The sequence below is a fragment of the Sphingomonas sp. 37zxx genome, from assembly GCF_000786205.1.
In the GTDB taxonomy this organism is placed as follows: Bacteria; Pseudomonadota; Alphaproteobacteria; order Sphingomonadales; family Sphingomonadaceae; genus Sphingomonas.
This window is the reverse complement of sequence record NZ_JROH01000006.1, coordinates 77,592-95,107: the sequence shown is the minus strand read 5'-3', so window position 1 is coordinate 95,107 and position 17,516 is coordinate 77,592. Positions and strand designations below refer to the sequence as shown.

At 66.5% G+C, this 17,516-nt stretch carries 16 protein-coding genes; 7 read left to right on the top strand and 9 right to left on the bottom strand.

The features are described from left to right. Positions 1-180 precede the first annotated feature (180 nt). The 3 genes from QU44_RS04250 to QU44_RS04240 all read right to left on the bottom strand — a co-directional run bounded on the left by QU44_RS04250 (position 181) and on the right by QU44_RS04240 (position 5,099). Positions 181-2,247: a transglycosylase domain-containing protein gene (locus QU44_RS04250; RefSeq protein WP_052134323.1), complete on the bottom strand. Its 2,067-nt coding sequence runs from the start codon at positions 2,245-2,247 to the stop codon at positions 181-183. Between the two features lie 143 nt (positions 2,248-2,390). Beyond that, positions 2,391-4,460 (bottom strand): S9 family peptidase, encoded by a 2,070-nt coding sequence (locus tag QU44_RS04245; RefSeq protein ID WP_033920316.1) that lies wholly within the window; start codon positions 4,458-4,460, stop codon positions 2,391-2,393. Positions 4,461-4,532: 72 nt separating this feature from the next. Next, on the bottom strand, positions 4,533-5,099 hold the full coding sequence (locus QU44_RS04240) for an HNH endonuclease (RefSeq protein ID WP_033920314.1): 567 nt from the start codon (positions 5,097-5,099) through the stop codon (positions 4,533-4,535). A 126-nt stretch (positions 5,100-5,225) separates the two neighbouring features. On the opposite strand from QU44_RS04240, the gene gluQRS reads away from it, so the two are divergent. From gluQRS to egtD, 5 genes are all read left to right on the top strand, one after another. Beyond that, a complete protein-coding gene (gene gluQRS / locus QU44_RS04235) occupies positions 5,226-6,077 on the top strand; it encodes a tRNA glutamyl-Q(34) synthetase GluQRS (protein WP_033920356.1) in 852 nt (283 codons plus the stop codon). Positions 6,078-6,086: 9 nt separating this feature from the next. After that, positions 6,087-6,314 (top strand): twin transmembrane helix small protein, encoded by a 228-nt coding sequence (locus QU44_RS04230; protein WP_033920313.1) that lies wholly within the window; start codon positions 6,087-6,089, stop codon positions 6,312-6,314. 4 nt (positions 6,315-6,318) lie between these two features. Continuing rightward, complete coding sequence (locus QU44_RS04225; protein WP_033920312.1) at positions 6,319-6,885, top strand: cob(I)yrinic acid a,c-diamide adenosyltransferase; 567 nt, start codon at positions 6,319-6,321, stop codon at positions 6,883-6,885. A 67-nt stretch (positions 6,886-6,952) separates the two neighbouring features. After that, on the top strand, positions 6,953-8,215 hold the full coding sequence (gene egtB, locus QU44_RS04220) for an ergothioneine biosynthesis protein EgtB (RefSeq protein ID WP_052134322.1): 1,263 nt from the start codon (positions 6,953-6,955) through the stop codon (positions 8,213-8,215). Position 8,216: 1 nt separating this feature from the next. Then, the gene (egtD, locus tag QU44_RS04215; protein ID WP_033920311.1) at positions 8,217-9,194 is read left to right on the top strand and encodes an L-histidine N(alpha)-methyltransferase; all 978 of its coding nucleotides are present in this window, start codon (positions 8,217-8,219) and stop codon (positions 9,192-9,194) included. Positions 9,195-9,224: 30 nt separating this feature from the next. On the opposite strand, the gene QU44_RS04210 is transcribed toward egtD, so the two are convergent. Then, positions 9,225-10,268: a DUF1176 domain-containing protein gene (locus QU44_RS04210; RefSeq protein WP_052134321.1), complete on the bottom strand. Its 1,044-nt coding sequence runs from the start codon at positions 10,266-10,268 to the stop codon at positions 9,225-9,227. Positions 10,269-10,329: 61 nt separating this feature from the next. Between QU44_RS04210 and QU44_RS04205 the strand changes: the two genes are divergently transcribed. After that, positions 10,330-11,199 carry a 3-hydroxybutyryl-CoA dehydrogenase gene (locus tag QU44_RS04205; RefSeq protein ID WP_033920309.1) on the top strand — a complete coding sequence of 290 codons (870 nt, stop codon included), beginning with the start codon at positions 10,330-10,332 and terminating at the stop codon, positions 11,197-11,199. 175 nt (positions 11,200-11,374) lie between these two features. Here QU44_RS04205 and QU44_RS04200 read toward each other — a convergent pair whose 3' ends face one another. The 5 genes from QU44_RS04200 to lgt are packed head-to-tail and all read right to left on the bottom strand — an operon-like array spanning position 11,375 to position 15,099. After that, entirely contained in the window at positions 11,375-11,782 is a 408-nt protein-coding gene (locus QU44_RS04200) for a DUF4126 family protein (RefSeq protein WP_033920350.1), read from the bottom strand. Between the two features lie 39 nt (positions 11,783-11,821). Continuing rightward, positions 11,822-12,586 (bottom strand): peptidoglycan editing factor PgeF, encoded by a 765-nt coding sequence (gene pgeF / locus QU44_RS04195; protein ID WP_033920308.1) that lies wholly within the window; start codon positions 12,584-12,586, stop codon positions 11,822-11,824. Then, positions 12,583-13,089, bottom strand: coding sequence for a GNAT family N-acetyltransferase (locus QU44_RS04190; protein WP_033920306.1), 507 nt, complete (start codon positions 13,087-13,089; stop codon positions 12,583-12,585). The genes pgeF and QU44_RS04190 overlap by 4 nt, the downstream gene beginning before the upstream one ends. Next, on the bottom strand, positions 13,086-14,180 hold the full coding sequence (locus QU44_RS04185; RefSeq protein WP_033920304.1) for a class I SAM-dependent methyltransferase: 1,095 nt from the start codon (positions 14,178-14,180) through the stop codon (positions 13,086-13,088). Before QU44_RS04185 ends, QU44_RS04190 begins: the two co-directional genes overlap by 4 nt. A gap of 55 nt (positions 14,181-14,235) precedes the next feature. Then, a complete protein-coding gene (lgt, locus tag QU44_RS04180) occupies positions 14,236-15,099 on the bottom strand; it encodes a prolipoprotein diacylglyceryl transferase (protein ID WP_033920302.1) in 864 nt (287 codons plus the stop codon). A gap of 185 nt (positions 15,100-15,284) precedes the next feature. Here lgt and QU44_RS04175 point away from each other — a divergent pair, with 185 nt between their 5' ends. Then, positions 15,285-17,516, top strand: a complete 2,232-nt coding sequence (locus tag QU44_RS04175) for a xanthine dehydrogenase family protein molybdopterin-binding subunit (RefSeq protein ID WP_033920300.1) — start codon at positions 15,285-15,287, stop codon at positions 17,514-17,516.

Sequence of the window (17,516 nt, the reverse complement as noted above, 5' to 3'; positions counted from 1 at the left end):
ATACCGAAGCTTGGTCGCGAAGCGGCCTAGCGGAGGTTGGATGAGGGTGGTGCGGCCCTGTGGGGCCGCGCGGTCGCAAGGGCGACCGCGGCACCCTCACCCAGCTACGACTAGGTCCGCGTTAAGAACGCGAACCAAGTCTTCGCAACCCTCTCCCGCTCGCGGGAGAGGGAAGTAAGGTCAGGGGCGTTGCTCTGCGGGCGGTTCTTCCTCGCGTCGGCGCTCGCCCGGGCCTATTTCGATCGCGCCGTCGGGGCCGACGCGCAGGTCGAGCCCCAGCCCTTCAAGCTCGCCCTGCAAATCGATCGGCGGCACTTCGATACCAAGGCCATTGCCCAGCAGATCGCTGATATTGGCGGCTTCCTCGACCATTTCGATCTCGGCGGGCACCTGGCCGCCCGCGCTCGCGCCGGTCGCGCGCATCATATAGTCGCGCCAGATCCGCGCGGGCACGCCGCCGCCCGACAGCCCGGCATTGGGCGTATTGTCGTCATTGCCGACCCACACCCCGGTGACGATGCCGTCGGCATAGCCGATGAACAGCGCGTCGCGATTGTCCTGAGTCGTGCCGGTCTTGCCGAACGCCTCGACCGACAGCCGCGCCTGCCGCCCGGTGCCTTGCGCGATCGATCCCGCGAGCAGGCTACGCATGTCTTCGAGCTGGCCGGCAGGGATTCGCCGCGTGTCGATCCCCAGCCGTTCGAGCCAGCTCCCCTCGGCCACTTGCGACAGCCCGCGCGGGCGCACCGGCGCTTCGCCCGCGGCGATCGCGGCATAGGCGGCGGTCAGCTCGATCAGCGATACCGACGAGGTGCCCAGCGCGATCGTCGCCTCGTTGGGGATCGGGGTCGAGATGCCCAGGTCGCGCGCCGCCTTGATCACCGCTTTCGGCCCCAATTGCTGCGTCAGCCGCGCGGCGGCGACGTTGCTCGATCGCGCGAATGCCTGTGCCAGGCTGATGTTGCCCAGATAGCGCCCGTCCGAGTTCTTGGGGCTCCAGTCGCCGATCGTCACCGGGCGATCCTCGATCATGTCGTCGGGGGTCATGCCGGCGCGCAACGCGGCGAGATAGACGAACAGTTTGAAGGTCGAACCCGGCTGACGGCGCGCCTGAGTCGCGCGGTTGAACGGGCTTTTGGCGTAATCCTTGCCGCCGACCATCGCGACGATTCGCCCGTCGGGCCGCATCGAAACGATCGCCACCTGCGCCTCGCGCAAGCCCGCACTGCGCACTGCGCGTTCGGCGGCGCGTTGCAGCCGGGTTTCGAGCGTGGTCTTGACCGTCTGGTTGGCCGTGATCGCGCCCGCCTGATCGCGCGCCTGCGGCATCACCCAATCGGCGAAATAGGAGCCGGTGGGCAGGCGTTTTGCCTTGGCCATTTTCAGCCGAGCGGGCGACACCGCGTTCGCTTCGGCCTGGCTGATAAAGCCTGCCTCCGCCATCGCCGCGACCACCAGTGCTTGCCGCGCGCGCGCGCCGGCGAGGTTTTTCGAGGGGGCCAGCCGCGAGGGTGCCTTGACCAGCCCTGCCAGCATCGCCGCCTGGCCGATGCTCAGATCCTCGGGATCGCGGCTGAAATAATGGTTGGCGGCGGCGTCCAGCCCATAGGCATTGTCGCCGAAATAGACGTTCGACAGATAGCGCGACAGGATCTCGTCCTTGGTCAGCCACGCTTCCAGCCAAAAGGCGATCATCAGCTCCTGCGCCTTGCGGCCCAGCGTCCGGTCGGACGAGAGGAAGGCGTTCTTGGCCAATTGCTGGGTGATCGTGCTGCCGCCCTGCGACGATCGGCTGGTGAAGACATTGTTGACGAAGGCGCGCGCGATGCCGCGTGGATCGACCCCCCAATGGCTGCGGAAGCGCCGGTCCTCGATCGCCAGGAACGCCGCCTTGACGTGCGCGGGCAGCTTGGTCGCGTCGACCGGGGTGCCGATGATCGCGCCATGTCGCGCGATCGGATCGCCCTCCGCCGACAGCAAGGTGACCGAGGGCGGGACGGGCGGTTCGAGCGATTTCGACAGCGGCGCGGTGATCGCCAGCCACGCGATCGCGATCATCAGCAGCACGATCAGCACCGCGAATCCGCGCACGACCCAGCGCATCGGGCTTGGCCGCCACGACGGCGGCAGCGGCGGTTCGCCCGGCGGCGGGGCGGGGGGCGTCGGGCCGGCGTGCGGCGATTCAGGCGCGAACGGGTCACCGGGCGCGGGCGTCGGTCGCCACTGATCAAGGGAATCGATACGCATAGGCCCGCCGCTGTATTATCGCGCTAATACGGTGCGCGCAAGACGCTCAACATAGACCGCGCGTTTACCGTCGTCACGTCGCGAGTTTGGGGTTATCGATGGAGGCCGGGGTGAGCGCGGTGCCTCACCCCGGTGCCACTGCCTTACTGCCCGCCAGCCGGCGCAGACTTTGGCAATGCCTCGGCCAGCCCCGGCACATATTGCGCGCCTTCAAGCACTTGCAGCGTCGATCCGGTGAAATCGTCGCCGATCGGCTCGGCCTTGCCGCCCAGGCACTGGCCCAGGAAGCCTTCAGCCACCGCGTTGAAGCTCAGCCGGTTGGGCGGGCGCTGGAAGCCATGCCCTTCGTCGGGATAGTTGACATAGGTCACCGGCAGCTTCTTGGCGCGCATCGCCTCGACGATCTGGTCGCTTTCGGCCTTCACCACGCGCGGGTCGTTCTGCCCTTGCCCGATCAGCAGCGGCACCTTGATCGCATCGACCCGGCTGATCGGCGATTGCGCCATCATCCGCTTGACGTCCTCGGGCTTGGTCGGATCGCCGATATGCTTGTAGAAGGTGCCTTCGAGCAGCGGCCGCCAATAGGCCGGGAAGCTTTCCATCAGCGTCTTGAGGTTCGACGGGCCAACGATGTCGACGCCGCAGGCGAAGGTTTCGGGGGTGAAGGTCACGCCGACCAGCGTGGCATAGCCGCCATAGGAACCGCCCATGATCGCCACCTTGTCGGGGATGGCGACGCCCTGCTTCACCGCCCAATCGACCGAATCGAGCAGATCCTGGTGCATCTTGCCCGACCATTCGCCGATCGCGGCGTTGACGAAGCCCTTTCCGAACCCGGTCGAGCCGCGATAATTGACGCTGAGCACCGCATAGCCGCGATCGGCGAGCCATTGATGGGTGCTGTTGTAGCCATAGCCATCGCGCGCCCAGGGACCGCCATGCACGAACAACACCATCGGCACCGGCTTGTCGGCCTTGCCATCGCCATTGGCGTCGGCTCCGGCGGGCAGCGTCAGATAGCTCACCAGCGTCTTGCCGTCGCCGGTGCGGATTTCTACCGGCTGCATCGGCTGTAGCTTGTAGTTCGCAAGCTCGGGGCGGACGTCGAACAATTTGGTCAGCGTCTTGGCGCGGCGATCGTACAGATACGACGTCCCCGGTGCCTCGGCAGCAAAGGCCGCGACCGTGGCCAGCCGGCCATCATCGGTGATCGAGGTGATCGCGATTTCGCCGGGCAGCTTGCTCGCCAGGAAGGTCAGATCGGCCTTTGCCTCGGCATTCAGCGCGGTCCATTCGTTCTTCAGATAATTGACCGCATAGGCCATCGGCTCGAACGTCTCAGGATCGGGCAGGATACCCTGGATGTCGGCCTGGTCGCTCGAAGCGATCATCGTCGTTTTCAGCGTGGCTGCGTCCATTTTCAGCAGCGCCGCCTTGTCGCGGCCGCGGCTGTCGACCCAATAGAGCGCGGTGCCGTCCTTGTTGAAGCCGACCGGGTTGGTGGTGAAGGCGTCTTCGCCGGCGATCCGGAATGCCTGTTTCCAACTGCCATCGGCTTCAAGGCGATCGACACTCGATCCGCCGCCGGGCACCTGCTTCATGCCGAAGCGCGGTTTGAACTGATTGTCGGTGATGATCTGTCCATAGCCGGGGTTTTGGATCACCATCTTGCGGGTACCGGTCTTGTAATCGATTTCGTACAGGTCGAAAAACTGCGGGTCGCGATCGTTGAGGCCGACCAGTACGACATCGGGACGCAGCTTGCTGACGCCCTGTACCATCGCGCGGACCTTGCCATCGACCGGGGTCAGGTCGCGCGGTGCGCCGCCCATCGCCGGGACCGCGAAGACATGGAAATTCTCATTGCCGCCGGCATCCTGGACATACAGCACATGGCTGCCATCGGGTGCCCAGAAATACTGGGTGACGCCGCGGCCCTTGTCGGCGGTGATCGCTTTCCCTTGCGTCGGCGTGGCGATCGGCGCGACCCACAGGTTCATCACGCCATCGACCGGCGCGACCCAGGACAGATGCTTGCCATCGGGGCTGACCTGCGCGCCCGCGCGGCTGGGATTGCCGAAGATCGCCTCGCGCGGGATAAGCTGGCCGGCGGCGGCGGGCGGCGCGGTCTGGGCCGCAATCTGCAGCGGCGCGACCAGCGCGATGCCGAGCGCGCATAGTGACGCCGAACGGGCGAACGATTGATATGCCATGCTATTTCTCTCCCCAACCTTGTGGTGCGTTAGGAGGCTATAGCACCTAATATATCGTTGCAATCGAAACCGTCACGCCTCCAGTTCGACGTCCCAATAGAGCCAGTCATGCCAGGTCGCGTGCAGGTAATGCGGCGGAAAGCGCCGGCCATGTTCCTGCAATTGCCAACTCGTCGGGCGAATCGGGGTGACATGCAGCGGCATATGCGCCTGTTTGGGGGTGCGCCCGCCCTTCTTCAAATTGCATGGCGCGCAGGCGGTGCAGACATTTTCCCATGTCGTCCGTCCACCTTGTGCGCGCGGGATGACGTGATCGAAGGTCAGATCGCCCAGCGACCCGCAATATTGGCAGGTGAACTTGTCGCGCAGGAACAGATTGAAGCGGGTGAAGGCCGGAAACGCCGAAGGGCGGACATATTGTTTGAGCGCGATGACCGAGGGCAATTTCATCCGCGCGCTTGGGCTGCGGATTTCACGTTCGTAATTGGACACGATGTTCACGCGATCGAGGAACACTGCCTTGATCGCGGTTTGCCATGGCCAGACGCTCAGCGGATAATAGCTGAGCGGGGTAAAATCAGCATTGAGCACCAGGGCGGGGCAGCCGTCGGGGTGCCGTATCAGATCGGGATGGTACATGAGGCTCCCAACTCCCTCTAGTCATGTCCCTGTCGCGTTTTACCGTGACGTGCGTATGACAGCACGGCGCGTGACTCATGGTCAAGGGGGCCGAAAGATCGATTGGCGGCGCATGAGGGAGGCAAGGTGATCGTTTCGCGCTTCGCGCCCAGCCCCACCGGGCGGCTGCATGCCGGCCATGCGGCATCGGCGATCACCGCGCACGACTTCGCCCGCGCGCACGGCGGCCGGTTCCTGCTGCGGATCGAGGATATTGACGGCACCCGCAGCCGGCCCGAGCATGTCGCGGGCATCGTTGAAGACCTGGCATGGCTCGGGCTTCGCTGGGACGGGCCGGTGGTATATCAATCGGCGCGGCTGGAATTGTACCGGCAGGCGCTCGACCGGCTTCGCGCGCAGGGGCTGCTATATCCCTGTTTCTGCACCCGCGCCGATATTGCCGCCAGCGCCTCTGCACCGCATGGGCCGGGCGGCGCGGTGTATCCGGGGACGTGCCGGGCCTTGCCGGGCGATGCGCGCGCGGCGCGTATGGCCGATCCGCATGCCTGGCGGATCGACATGGCGGCGGCGGTGGCGATCGCCGGGCCGATCGACTGGCATGATTCGCTGGCCGGAAATGTCCGCGCCGACCCGCTGGCGCAGGGCGATGTCGTCCTGGCGCGCAAAGACGCGCCCGCCAGCTATCATCTGGCGGTGACGATCGACGATGCGGCGCAAGGGGTGACCGATGTGGTGCGCGGGGCCGATCTGTTCGCCGCCACCGATATTCACCGCTTGCTGCAGGCGCTGCTCGACCTGCCCAGCCCGCGCTATCACCACCATCCGCTGCTGCTAGGCCCCGATGGCGAGCGGCTTGCCAAGCGCAGCGGCGCGCCCAGCCTTGCCGCGATGCGCGCCGGCGGGGTCGATGGCGCGGCCCTGGCTACCGCATTAAGGACAGGGCAGCGGTGGGTTGGATTTTCCGTCGCTTGCGCCTAACTATTGCTGATGAACACTTTCCTGGTCATCCTGCTCGTCGCTGCGATGCTTGCCACTGTCGTGGCACTGGTACGCGGCATCGTTATCTTCCTGAAGACGACCGAGGCTGAGTTGAAAGGCGAAGGCGTCAGCGCCCCCGCGCTTCGTTCGAACAAGATGATGCAGGCGCGCATTTTCTTTCAGGCGATCGCGATCCTGATCGTGGTCGCGATCCTGTTCGCCGGCGGCCGGACCTGATCCGCTGGTAAAGCTCAATCGCATTTACACCCGCACCGGCGACGCCGGTACGTCGGGGCTGGTCGACGGTTCGCGCATCTCGAAGAGCGAGCCGCTGATGGCGGCTATCGGCGATGTCGATGAGGCCAATTCAGTGCTGGGCGTCGCTGTTGTGCAGATGGTCCCGGGACCGCAGCGCGACCTGTTGCTAGGCATCCAGAACGAATTATTCGATCTGGGGGCCGATGTTGCCACCCCCTGGGGGCAAAAGCCCGGTGCATATGATCTGCGTGTGACCGAGCGGCAAGTGGAGCGGCTTGAGGAAGCGATCGACCTTGCCAATGACGATCTCGATCCGCTGACCAGCTTCGTGCTGCCCGGCGGCGATCCGGTTGCCGCTGCGCTGCATGTCGCGCGCGCAGTGACTCGCCGGGCCGAGCGCAGCATGGTCGCCGCCAATGAACGTGCGCCGATCAACCCGGCGGCGCTGATGTACATCAACCGCCTGTCCGACCTGTTATTTGTTTTGTCGCGGCACGTGAACAAAATGTCGAGCGGCGACGTTTTGTGGGTTCCCGGAGCGTCTCGCTAAGCGTCGCTCGCCATACTGCCACCATTGGTGGCCAGTTGCTTGCCCCGATCGTGCCGGAGAATACGCCATGCAGCCAAGCCGCGACCGCGCTTTCGCCCGCAACGCCCTGTCGCAACGCTTCCAGGCGGTGCGCGACCTGAGTACCGCGTTGGTCGCGCGGCTGAGCGATGCCGATGCCACGATCCAGTCGATGGACGACGCATCGCCCGCCAAATGGCATCTGGCGCATACGACCTGGTTTTTCGAAACCTTTGTCCTTCGCGATCATGTGCCGGGTTACGCGCTGCATGACGAGCGTTTCCCGTTTCTTTTCAACAGCTATTACGAGGCGGAGGGCGCGCGCCACGCGCGCAACCGGCGGGGGATGATCACCCGCCCAACGCTCGATGAAGTGCTGGGCTATCGCCACGCGGTCGATACCGCGCTGGTCGCGGCGATCGGCGAGTTGCCGACAGCGGCGATCGAACTGATCGAACTTGGCTGCAATCACGAACAGCAGCATCAGGAATTGCTGCTCACCGATATTCTGCACCTTTTCGCGCAAAACCCGGTCGAGCCCGCGATCTGGCCCGCGCCGCGCAAGGTGCCGGTGCCGATGCCAGCGCCGATCGGCTGGATTGAGCGCGCGGGCGGAATCACTGAAATCGGCCATGCTGGCAGCGACTTCGCCTTTGATTGCGAAGGGCCGCGCCACGCCGCGTTGCTCCATCCCCACGCCATTGCCGACCGCACCGTCACCAATGGCGAATGGGCGGCGTTCATCGCCGATGGCGGCTATGCCGATCCGCGCCACTGGCTCGCCGATGGTTGGGCCTGGGTCCGCGCCGAGGGGATCGAGGCACCGCTATACTGGCAGCGCGAGGGCGAGGGCTGGACTCGCTTCGGCCTCGACGGTCGCCGCGCGGTCGATCCCGCCGCGCCGGTGACGCATGTCAGCTTTTTCGAAGCAGACGCCTATGCCGCCTGGGCGGGCGTCCGCTTGCCGACCGAGGCCGAATGGGAATCCGCCGCCGCCGCCGCGCATGATCCGCAGAGTGGCAATCTGCTCGACACCGCCGGCCCGGTCGAGCCGCGACCGTCGACCGGCGGCCCCGCCTTTTTCGGCGATGTCTGGGAATGGACCGGCAGCGCCTATCGCCCCTATCCCGGTTTCCGCGCCGCCGAGGGCGCGGTCGGCGAATATAACGGCAAGTTCATGAGCGGCCAGTTCGTGCTGCGCGGCGGCAGCTGCGCCACCCCGCGCGGGCATGTGCGCGCCAGCTATCGCAATTTCTTCTATCCGCACCAGCGCTGGCAATTCACCGGCGTCCGGCTCGCCAAGGACATCTGACATGCTGAAACCCGAGATCGAGGACGGTCAGGCGTCATTGGCCGATCCCGCCTTTCGCGCCGATGTGCTGCGCGGTCTTGCCGCCCGGCCGCGCGCGATCCCGGCGCGCTGGTTTTATGATCGGCGCGGTTCGGAATTGTTCGAACGCATCACCGACCTTCCCGAATATTACCCCACCCGCACCGAAGTGACGCTGCTCGATCAGGCGGCGGGTGCCTTGGCGCAAGCGGTGGGGCCGGGGCGTGCGGTGATCGAATTCGGATCGGGATCGTCGATGAAAACCCCCCGGCTGCTGCGCGCGGTCGCCCCCGCCGCCTATGTGCCGATCGATATTTCGGGTGAGTTTCTCAGGGCTTCGGCCGCCGATCTTAGCCGCCAGTTCGCCGGGCTGGCGGTACATCCGGTCGAGGCCGATTTCATGCATCCGGTGCCCTTGCCCAAGGCGGTGGCCGATCTGCCCAAGCTGGGCTTTTTTCCCGGATCGACCATCGGCAACATGACGCCTGCCTCGGCAACCGACTTGCTGCGCGCAATGCGCCAGTCGCTGGGGCAGGGATCGCTGCTGCTGATCGGGATCGACCGGGTGAAGGACGAAGCCGTGCTGGTCCCCGCCTATGACGATTCGGCGGGCGTGACCGCCGCGTTCAACCTGAACCTGCTCGAACGGATCAACCGCGAACTTGGCGGCACGATCCCGATCGACGCCTTCGTGCATCAGGCGGTGTGGAACGACGATGCCTCACGGATCGAGATGCACCTGCAGGCAAAGCGCGACATCGCCTTCACCGTCGAGGGGCGCGGCTTCGACATCGCTGCGGGCGAGACCATCCATACCGAAAACAGCCATAAATACGGCGTGCGCGGCGCGCGGGTGCTGCTGCGCGCGGGCGGCTGGACCCCGGTGGCCGAATGGACCGACCCGCAGGGGTGGTTCGCGCTGATCCTGGCGGAGGCGAAACCGGCGGAAACCGCGCCCTGATGTGAACATCTCACGGGGAATGACGCGAAGCTAGCGCGTCACCTGTGCCTGCCAAACGGTGATGTAATCCATGCTGCCCCGGCATTCGGACATGGTTGCCATTTCGCTCAGCCTGAGCCGATCGCCGTCCCAGACATAGGATTGCGACGTCCCGCAATCGCCAAGGCCGCGCCCCTTGGCATAGGTGGACAACACCCCATCGGCGAACCCGGCATTCACCGCTGACGGCACCGGCTGCGGATCGGGGTTCATGCCCGCATCGGCGTCGAGCCGGGCGGGCACCGGCTTGCCATCGGCACCGATGATGAACAGTGCGGCGATTTCGTTATAGGCCCCCCGATCGCATGGCAGCACCACCAGCGTCGCGCCGCCGCCCAGCGCATGGGTGTCGGCGCGCGGCACTTCATCGGTGTAGCTGGCGATGCCGCATTGGGCGACTTCGCGCAGTTCTGCTTCGACTGCGGGGGTCAGCGTCGCCGCCTTGCCCGACGGCGCGACCGCGCGGATCACCGGCGGTGTCGCCGCGATGGTGCGATCAGGGGCCGGCCCCTTCGCCACCAGCGCGCCGCTGGTGCCGGCGCGGCCTTGTTGCGCGTCGATATAGCGTAGTGCTGCCGACGCGCCGGCCAGCGAATTGATCGCGCGCTTGCCGCCGGCGGTGATGACCGCGCTTCGCCCGGCGGCGATTGCGGTGGCGATCCGTCTGGCATCGGCACCGGCAAAGGCCGGATTGCTGCTCGCGCCGCCATTGGCGATCGGCTTGCCGTCGATCGTGATGCGGATCGGCGGCACCGCATCGGCCTGGCCCGACAGCGTGATTCGGATCGCGCCATCGGCTCCGGCGTCGCGCTCGACCGACAGCATGAAATCCAGCCAGTCGCCGGCATAATCCTCGGGCATCAGCGTCACCGCCTTGCAATTGCGAAGATTGTCGCACCCGACCGTCCAGTCGCCAAAGGTCTTGAGCTCGCCGGGTGCTGGCGCATCGGCCATCGGCTTCGCATCGGCGGGGAACGGGGCGACGCTTACGAAAAGCGCGGCGAGCGAAGTGGCGATCAGGCTGATAGGTGGCATGGCGCCGGAACCATCTACCGGGTAACGCGGCCATACAAGTACCGAAATCGGGAGGATTCGCATGCGAAGCGTTGGGGTGATCGGGGCGGGACAGATGGGCGCGGGAATCGCGCAGGTATCGGCACAGGCGGGCTATGCCGTGCTGCTATCCGACGTTGACAAGGCCCGCGCCGAGGCGGGCAAGGCGGGCATCGCCAAGGCGCTGGCCCGGCTGGTCGACAAGGAAAAGCTGACCGCGCAGGCGCGCGACGAAGCGCTGGCGAACATCGAATGCGTCGATGACGTGTCGGCGATGGCACCCTGCGAACTGGTGATCGAAGCCGCGACCGAGCGCGAGGCGGTGAAGCGCCAGATCTTCGAGACGGTCGGCAAAGTGCTGTCGCCCACCGCGATCCTGGCGAGCAACACCTCGTCGATCCCGATCACCCGGCTGGCGCAGGCATCGCATGATCCCGCGCGCTTCATGGGGGTGCATTTCTTCAATCCGGTGCCGGTGATGGGGCTTATCGAGCTGATTCGCGGTCTTGCCACCAGCGACGCCACCGTCGCTGCGGTCGAGAAATTCGGCCAGTCGCTGGGCAAGGAGATCGTCCACGCCAATGACGCGCCGGGCTTCATCGTCAATCGCGTGCTGATGCCGATGCTCAACGAGGCGTGCTTTGCGGTGGGTGAGGGGGTGGCGACGATCCCCGATGTCGATACCGCGTGCAAATTGGGGCTGAATCACCCGATGGGGCCGTTCACGCTGGCCGATTTCATCGGGCTCGACACCTGCCTGGAGATCACCCGCGTGCTGTTCGAGGGTACTGGCGACCCCAAATTCCGCCCTGCGCCGCTGTTGATCAAATATGTCGAAGCCGGCTGGTATGGCCGCAAGACCAAGCGCGGCTTTTACGATTATTCGGGCGAAACCCCGGTGCCGACACGGTGAGCCATTCCTCCCCTGAAAGGGGTCGGGATTAGAGCGCGATGACTTTCGGCTGATCCATCGACCTTATCTTCGTCATTCCCGCGAAGGCGGGAATCCATAACCACTGCACTGGCATATGGATTCCCGCCTCTGCGGGAATGACGACCCACCTGCGTCGGCACCAAGCCATCATGCTCTAGCGTTGCCGACGCTCCGCCAGCGCGACCAGCGCGATCGCCAGGGCGTCTTCGGCCAATGCCACCGGCCAATCGGTGCCGAAGCGGCGGGTGAGCGCGGTTCGCAAGCGATACCCGACTTGCGTGCCGACGACAGCGCCCGCCGCCCCGGCAATACCGCCCACGATCGAAACCGGCCCGCTTCGCAGGAACGCCCCCGCCAGCGCGCCGCTGACGATCCGTCCGGTCGCCGCGCCGGTATCGGTGCGGTCGGGGGCGCTTGGGTGTTTGTCGGCGACCAATTCGCCCAGCGCGGCGATGGCGAGCGCCGGTCCGGCCAGGCGCCGGTGGCGACGAAGCGCTACGGCAGCGGGCGGGGTCATCGAGCGCAGACCGGCGGCGATGCCGATGATGAAGGGGGCTAACATGGTCGGCTTAATGCGCGGCATCGGGATTGGCTCCGTCGTTCAGCGCAGCGCGATGATCGCGATCTGGCGGCCATAATCGGGCTCGCCCGCATGGGTCGCGCGGCGATAGCTGAAGAAGCGCTGCGGATCGGCATAGGTGTCGAGCCCCATCGCCTCGATCCGCGCGATCCCTGCCGACGCCAGGCGATGCGCGACATAGCCTTCCAGGTCGAACCGGGCATGGCCGGGGCGGGCATCGGCGAAAAAGCGTTCATTCTCGCGATCGCTGTCCAAGAAACGGTCGCGGAAGCCGTCGTCCACTTCGTAGCTGGCGCGCGCGATGCAGGGGCCGATCGCCGCGACGATTCGCTCTCGTTTGGCCCCGATCGCTTCCATCGCGGTGATCGTCGAATCGGTGACGCCGCCCAGCGCGCCCTTCCATCCGGCATGCGCCGCTCCAATCACGCCGGCGGCTGTATCGGCGAGCAGCACCGGCGCGCAATCGGCGGTGAGGATGCCAAGTGCGAAGTCGGGCCGATCGGTCACCAGCGCATCGGCATGCGGGCGAAACTGTTCGTCGAACGGCTGGAACACCGTCACGGTATCCGCCGAATGCACCTGATACAGCGTCAGCAGCCGCGCGCCGGGTGCCACCGCTGCGAGTGCCAGCGCGCGGTTTTCGGCGACGGTGGCGGCATCGTCGGCCGATCCCAGCCCGACGTTGAGTCCGGCATGGATTCCCGCCGAAGCCCCGCCGCGCCGCCCCAGAAAGCCGTGGCGCACCCCTTCGAGCGCGGCGGCGCGGATGACTTCGACGTCGCTCATAGCGGTAACCGCATCAATATATCCTCATCGGCATGATCGCCCACCATGAAGGCATAGCGGCCCGCCTCGATAAAGCCGTAGCGCTGATAGAAGCGCCGTGCGCGGTGATTGTCGATGAACACCGACAGGAAGATTTCGCTTGCGGCCCGTGCCCGCGCGGTGGCGATCACCCACGCCATCAGCGTGTCGGCATGGCCCTGCCCATGCCAGGGCTTGAGCAGATAGAATTGGCGCAGCTCGATCGCCGGCCCGCGTGGCTCGATCGGCAGCTTGGGCGGGGCGAGCTTGGCATAGGCAACGGCGCGCCCCTCGACCTCGCCGATCCGCACCGCATAGGTCGGGTCGGCAAGCTCGGCGGTCCAACCCTCGTGCGTATGCCCGGCAAGGAACGCCGCCAGATCCTGCGGCCGATACAGATGCCCGAAAGTTTCGGTGAAGCTGTCACGCGCCAGCGTCACCAGCGCGTCGGCATCTGTGGGGCCGGCATCGCGCCAGTCGATCACGCAAACCCCTCGGGCACAGGCCAGCCGGGGGCGGTGATCGCCATCACCTTGAACAATTTGCCCATCGATTCGGCCCCGGTCAGCCGCTCGCGATCGACCGCGACCGCCTGTGCGCGTTCGGGCTGCGCGCGCGCTAAAGCCGCCGCGCGTGGGCCGATGCCAAGTGCTTCGAGGAACGCGCCCTGGCCGACCGGGCCGTGGACGATCGCGTCCTCGGCGGCGGCGGCTTCGGCGAGTGTGCCGAAATCGACATGCGCGGTCAGATCCTGCTCGCCCGGATCCTCGAACGGATTGGCAAAGGCATGGCCGCGCACCGCCTGCAGCGTGTCGCCGATCGCGGGGCCGATATAGCCGTAATCAATGACGATCGCCGCGCCGCCCTGTGCGACGATGCGTTTGGCGAGCGCGCGCATCACCGCGACGCTGGCGGGCGAAGTTTCGAGAATCGCACCGGGTTCGGCGTCGCGAAACTGCGGCGGGATCACTGCGTCGAAGCCGTGATCGCCGACGATCGGCAGGAACAGCGTGTCCTGGCAAGCAACCAGCCGCTCACGCCAGCCCATCGGCGTCTTGACCAACTGCCGGATCGGCAGCGCGTCGAAAAATTCGTTGGCGACCACCAGCAACGGGCCGTCGTCGGGCACGCCGACCAGATCGACATGCCATTCGGCATCGGGCACCGCCTTTGCCTGCGCCGCGCGCAGCACCGGGCTGGTCTCGATGAAATGCACCGGCGGCGTCAGGCCAACCGTCGCCATCGCCCGCAGCGCATCGGCGGCAAGCGTGCCGCGACCGGGGCCGAACTCGACATAGCGCGCGGCATCGGACTGGCCGGCGCGGTGCCACAGATCGGTGAGCGCCAAGCCGATCAGCTCGCCGAACATCTGGCTGACTTCGGGCGCGGTGGTGAAATCGCCGCGCGCGCCCAGCGGATCGCGCGTCGCATAATAATGCGCGTTGGCCGCGCCCATGAACTGCGACAGCGCGATCGGCCCGGCGAGCGTGATCGCCCGCGCGATGCGTTCGGGAAGGCTCCCCTCCCGCTCGCGGGAGGGGCTGGGGGAGGGCGTGTCGGAAGGCGAACTGGTCATGGCTGGACAGCCCCTCCCCCGACCCCTCCCGCAAGCGGGAGGGGAGCAGCAGGCCTCACGCCACGCTCTCCCGCCCCGCGATGCTCTCCACCCGCTGCCGCCGGCCCTTGGCGGTGGCGATCAGATACGCGCCGCCCAGGATCATCGGCATGCACAGATATTGCCCCATGTTCAGCCCGGTCGCCTGTTGCAGCCACATCAATTGTTCATCGGCTTCGCGGAAAAATTCGACGAAGAAGCGCGCCGCGCCATAGCCGAGCAGGAAGATGCCGACGAGCTTGCCCGGCTCGTACCGCGCCTGCGTCCGCCAGAAGAAGAAGGCCAGCACCAGGAACAGCGCGATCCCTTCGAGCCCCGCCTCATATAACTGGCTGGGGTGGCGCGGCACGTCCATGCCGGTGCGCGGGAAGACGACCGCCCAGGGCACGTCGGTCGCGCGGCCCCATAATTCGCCGTTCACGAAATTCGCCAGCCGCCCGAAAAGCAGCCCGATCGGCACCGCGCAGGCGACATAATCATGCACCCGCAACCAGCTAAGCCCATGTTTGCGCGCCATCAGGATGATCGCGATCGCGACCCCGATCGCCCCGCCATGAAACGACATGCCACCATCCCACAGCCGGAAAACCTGCAATGGCTTGAGGAACAGATCGGGGCGATAGAACAGGATATAGCCGAGCCGCCCGCCCAGGATGATGCCGAGCGTCAAATAGAAAATCAGGTCGTCGGCATGCTGGCGACTCATCGGCGCACCGGGCCGCGCCAGCATCTTGAGCAGATACCACCAGCCCAGCAGAATGCCGCCGATGTAAGCCAGCGAATACCATTTCAGCGTGAAGAACCCCAGGTCGAGCGCGACCGGATCGAGGCCCAGTTGGTCGAAACGGATATACTGGCCGGTGACGGCCTGGCTTAGCATGTCGAGCACGAGCTGGTCCTTGGCGCATAGGAGCGATCGGCAGCGTCGTAGCGCGCGAAGCCGCCAAGGTCACGAGGTGTTGTCCGGATGTGCCGGCCCTTTCGTCATGCCGGGCTTGGTCGGGGGGCGGGGCAATCCCCCGCAACCACTGGCGCCCCCCGCCTTGCCGGGATAAGCCGCTGGCGATGGAAGCGGCGCGACATGGGGGGATCAGCCGGCGCGGGCTGTTGATCGGTGGAGGCGCCGGGCTGGGGCTGGTCGTCGCCTGGGCGGTGTGGCCGCGCGACTATGTGCCGGCACTGGCGGCGGGGGAGCGCGAAACCGCATTCGGCGCGTTCGTGAAGATCGGCGAGGATGGCCGCGTGATCGTCGCGGTGCCGGTCACCGAACATGGCCAGGGCGTCTATACCACGCTGCCGCAGATCGTTGCCGACGAGCTGGGAGCTGATTGGCGCACCATCGGTGTCGAGCCGGCACCGCCCGGCCCCTTTTATGCCAATCCGCTGGCCGCGCGCGAATTGTTCGGCGAGGGCATCGACCGCATTCCCGTTCCCGCCGCCGCGCAGGCGCACCATGCCATGCTGCTGACGCTCACCGGCGGATCGAGCGCGGTTCGGCATTTCGAACCGATCCTGCGTCAGGCGGGCGCGGCGGCGCGGGTGTTGCTGTGCAAGGCGGCGGCGCGCCGCTGGGACGTCGATTGGCAGGGCTGCACCACCGCTGACGGCTTTGTCGTGCATGGCGAACAGCGCGCGCGCTTTGCCGAACTCGCCAGTAGCGCTGCAAAGGAAACCCTGCCTGACGCGGTGGCGCTGCGAAGCGATGATGAAGCGCGGCTGGCGGGCACGTCGGTTGCTCGGCTCGATTCTCCCGCCAAGGTCGATGGATCGGCCAATTTCGCGGGCGACATCCGCTTGCCCGGCATGGTTTTCGCCTCGATCCGCCAGGGGCCACTCGGCGATACCCGGCTGACGGGCTATGATGCCAAGGCCGCCGACAAGCTGCCCGGCGTGCTCAAGATCGTCGCCAATGACCACTGGGTCGCGGGTATCGGCAGCGATTGGTGGGCGGCCAATCGCGCGGTCGAGGCGATCGGTCCACGGTTCGACACCATCGCCGCTCCCTCGACCGCCAGTATCGAGGCGGCGTTGCTGACGGCGATCGACGGGCCGGGGGACCGGATCGCCAAAACGGGCGATGTCGGAGCCGCCTTTCGCGGCGCGCGGGTGTTCACCGCTGAATATCATGCCGCGATCGGGCTGCACGCCGCGATCGAGCCGACCACCGCGACCGCGACGTTCGAGGATGGGCGGCTGCGGCTGTGGCTGCCGACGCTGGCGCCGATGCTGGCGCGCGCCGCCGCCGCGCGGGTGCTTGGTCTTGCCGAAGATCAGGTGACGGTGATCGCGATGCAGGCGGGCGGATCGTTCGGCGCGGGCCTGGAAACGCTGGCAGCCGAGCAGGCGGCGTTGCTGGCGCGCGAACTCGCGCGGCCGGTGCAGCTTAGCTGGTCGCGGATCGAGGATATTCGCCGCGACCGCCCGCGCCCTGCCGCGATGGCGCGAATGACCGGGCGGCTCGATCGCGACCGGCGCTTGAGCGGCTGGCTGGCCAAGATCGCCGCGCCCGCGATCGGCATCGAGATGGCGACGCGGCTATTGTCGCGCGATGCCGCCACCGCGCTGTCGCTGGCGCTGCCGGGCAGGGGCGATGCGGTCGCGGTGTCGGGCGCGGTGCCGCCTTATGCCATCCCCAATCACGCGATCGACCACCACCCCGCCGACCTTGGCTTTGCCTGCGGTCATTTGCGCGGCGGGATGGATTCGCTGTCCTGTTTTTTCACCGAAAGCTTCATCGACGAGCTGGCGCAGGTGGCGCAGGCCGATGCCAGCTATTTCCGCATTCAGATGCTGGGGCAGAATGCCCGGCTTGCCGCCTGCCTCAACACCGTCGCGTCGCTGGGCGGCTGGCAGGGCGGGGTCGCGGGCAGCGGGCAGGGGATCGCCTGTCATCAATTGCGCGGCAGCAGCATCGCGGTGCTTGCCGAAGCGCGGATCGACGGCGGCCAGGTGCGCGTCGATCGGCTGGTCGCGGCGGTCGATTGCGGGCGGATCGTGAACCCCGATATTGTATTGCAACAGATCGAAGGCGGGCTGATTTTCGGCATGGCGCAGGCGATCGGCGCGTCGACCGGGCTAAAGCATGGGGTTGCGGATGCGCGTCGGCTTTCCGATCTGCAACTGCCAATGCTATCGGACATGCCCGAGGTCACTGTCGAGCTGATCCGCAGCCAGGCCGATCCCGGTGGGGTCGGCGAAATCGCTATTCCCCCGGTCGCTCCGGCGATCGCCAACGCCATCGTTGCGGCAACGGGCACCCGCCTGCGCCGCCTGCCACTGGACCCATCGCGCCCATGA

What these genes read in the sequence shown, in the direction of transcription:
- pgeF (WP_033920308.1), bottom strand. Translation starts at nt 12,586, where the DNA reads ATGAGCGACGTCGAAGTCATCCGCGCCGCCGCGCTCGAAGGGGTGCGC.
- QU44_RS04175 (WP_033920300.1), top strand. Translation starts at nt 15,285, where the DNA reads ATGGAAGCGGCGCGACATGGGGGGATCAGCCGGCGCGGGCTGTTGATC.
- QU44_RS04240 (WP_033920314.1), bottom strand. Translation starts at nt 5,099, where the DNA reads ATGTACCATCCCGATCTGATACGGCACCCCGACGGCTGCCCCGCCCTG.
- egtB (WP_052134322.1), top strand. Translation starts at nt 6,953, where the DNA reads ATGCAGCCAAGCCGCGACCGCGCTTTCGCCCGCAACGCCCTGTCGCAA.
- QU44_RS04200 (WP_033920350.1), bottom strand. Translation starts at nt 11,782, where the DNA reads ATGTTAGCCCCCTTCATCATCGGCATCGCCGCCGGTCTGCGCTCGATG.
- QU44_RS04185 (WP_033920304.1), bottom strand. Translation starts at nt 14,180, where the DNA reads ATGACCAGTTCGCCTTCCGACACGCCCTCCCCCAGCCCCTCCCGCGAG.
- egtD (WP_033920311.1), top strand. Translation starts at nt 8,217, where the DNA reads ATGCTGAAACCCGAGATCGAGGACGGTCAGGCGTCATTGGCCGATCCC.
- QU44_RS04250 (WP_052134323.1), bottom strand. Translation starts at nt 2,247, where the DNA reads ATGCGTATCGATTCCCTTGATCAGTGGCGACCGACGCCCGCGCCCGGT.
- QU44_RS04210 (WP_052134321.1), bottom strand. Translation starts at nt 10,268, where the DNA reads ATGCCACCTATCAGCCTGATCGCCACTTCGCTCGCCGCGCTTTTCGTA.
- lgt (WP_033920302.1), bottom strand. Translation starts at nt 15,099, where the DNA reads ATGCTAAGCCAGGCCGTCACCGGCCAGTATATCCGTTTCGACCAACTG.
- QU44_RS04205 (WP_033920309.1), top strand. Translation starts at nt 10,330, where the DNA reads ATGCGAAGCGTTGGGGTGATCGGGGCGGGACAGATGGGCGCGGGAATC.
- QU44_RS04230 (WP_033920313.1), top strand. Translation starts at nt 6,087, where the DNA reads ATGAACACTTTCCTGGTCATCCTGCTCGTCGCTGCGATGCTTGCCACT.
- QU44_RS04245 (WP_033920316.1), bottom strand. Translation starts at nt 4,460, where the DNA reads ATGGCATATCAATCGTTCGCCCGTTCGGCGTCACTATGCGCGCTCGGC.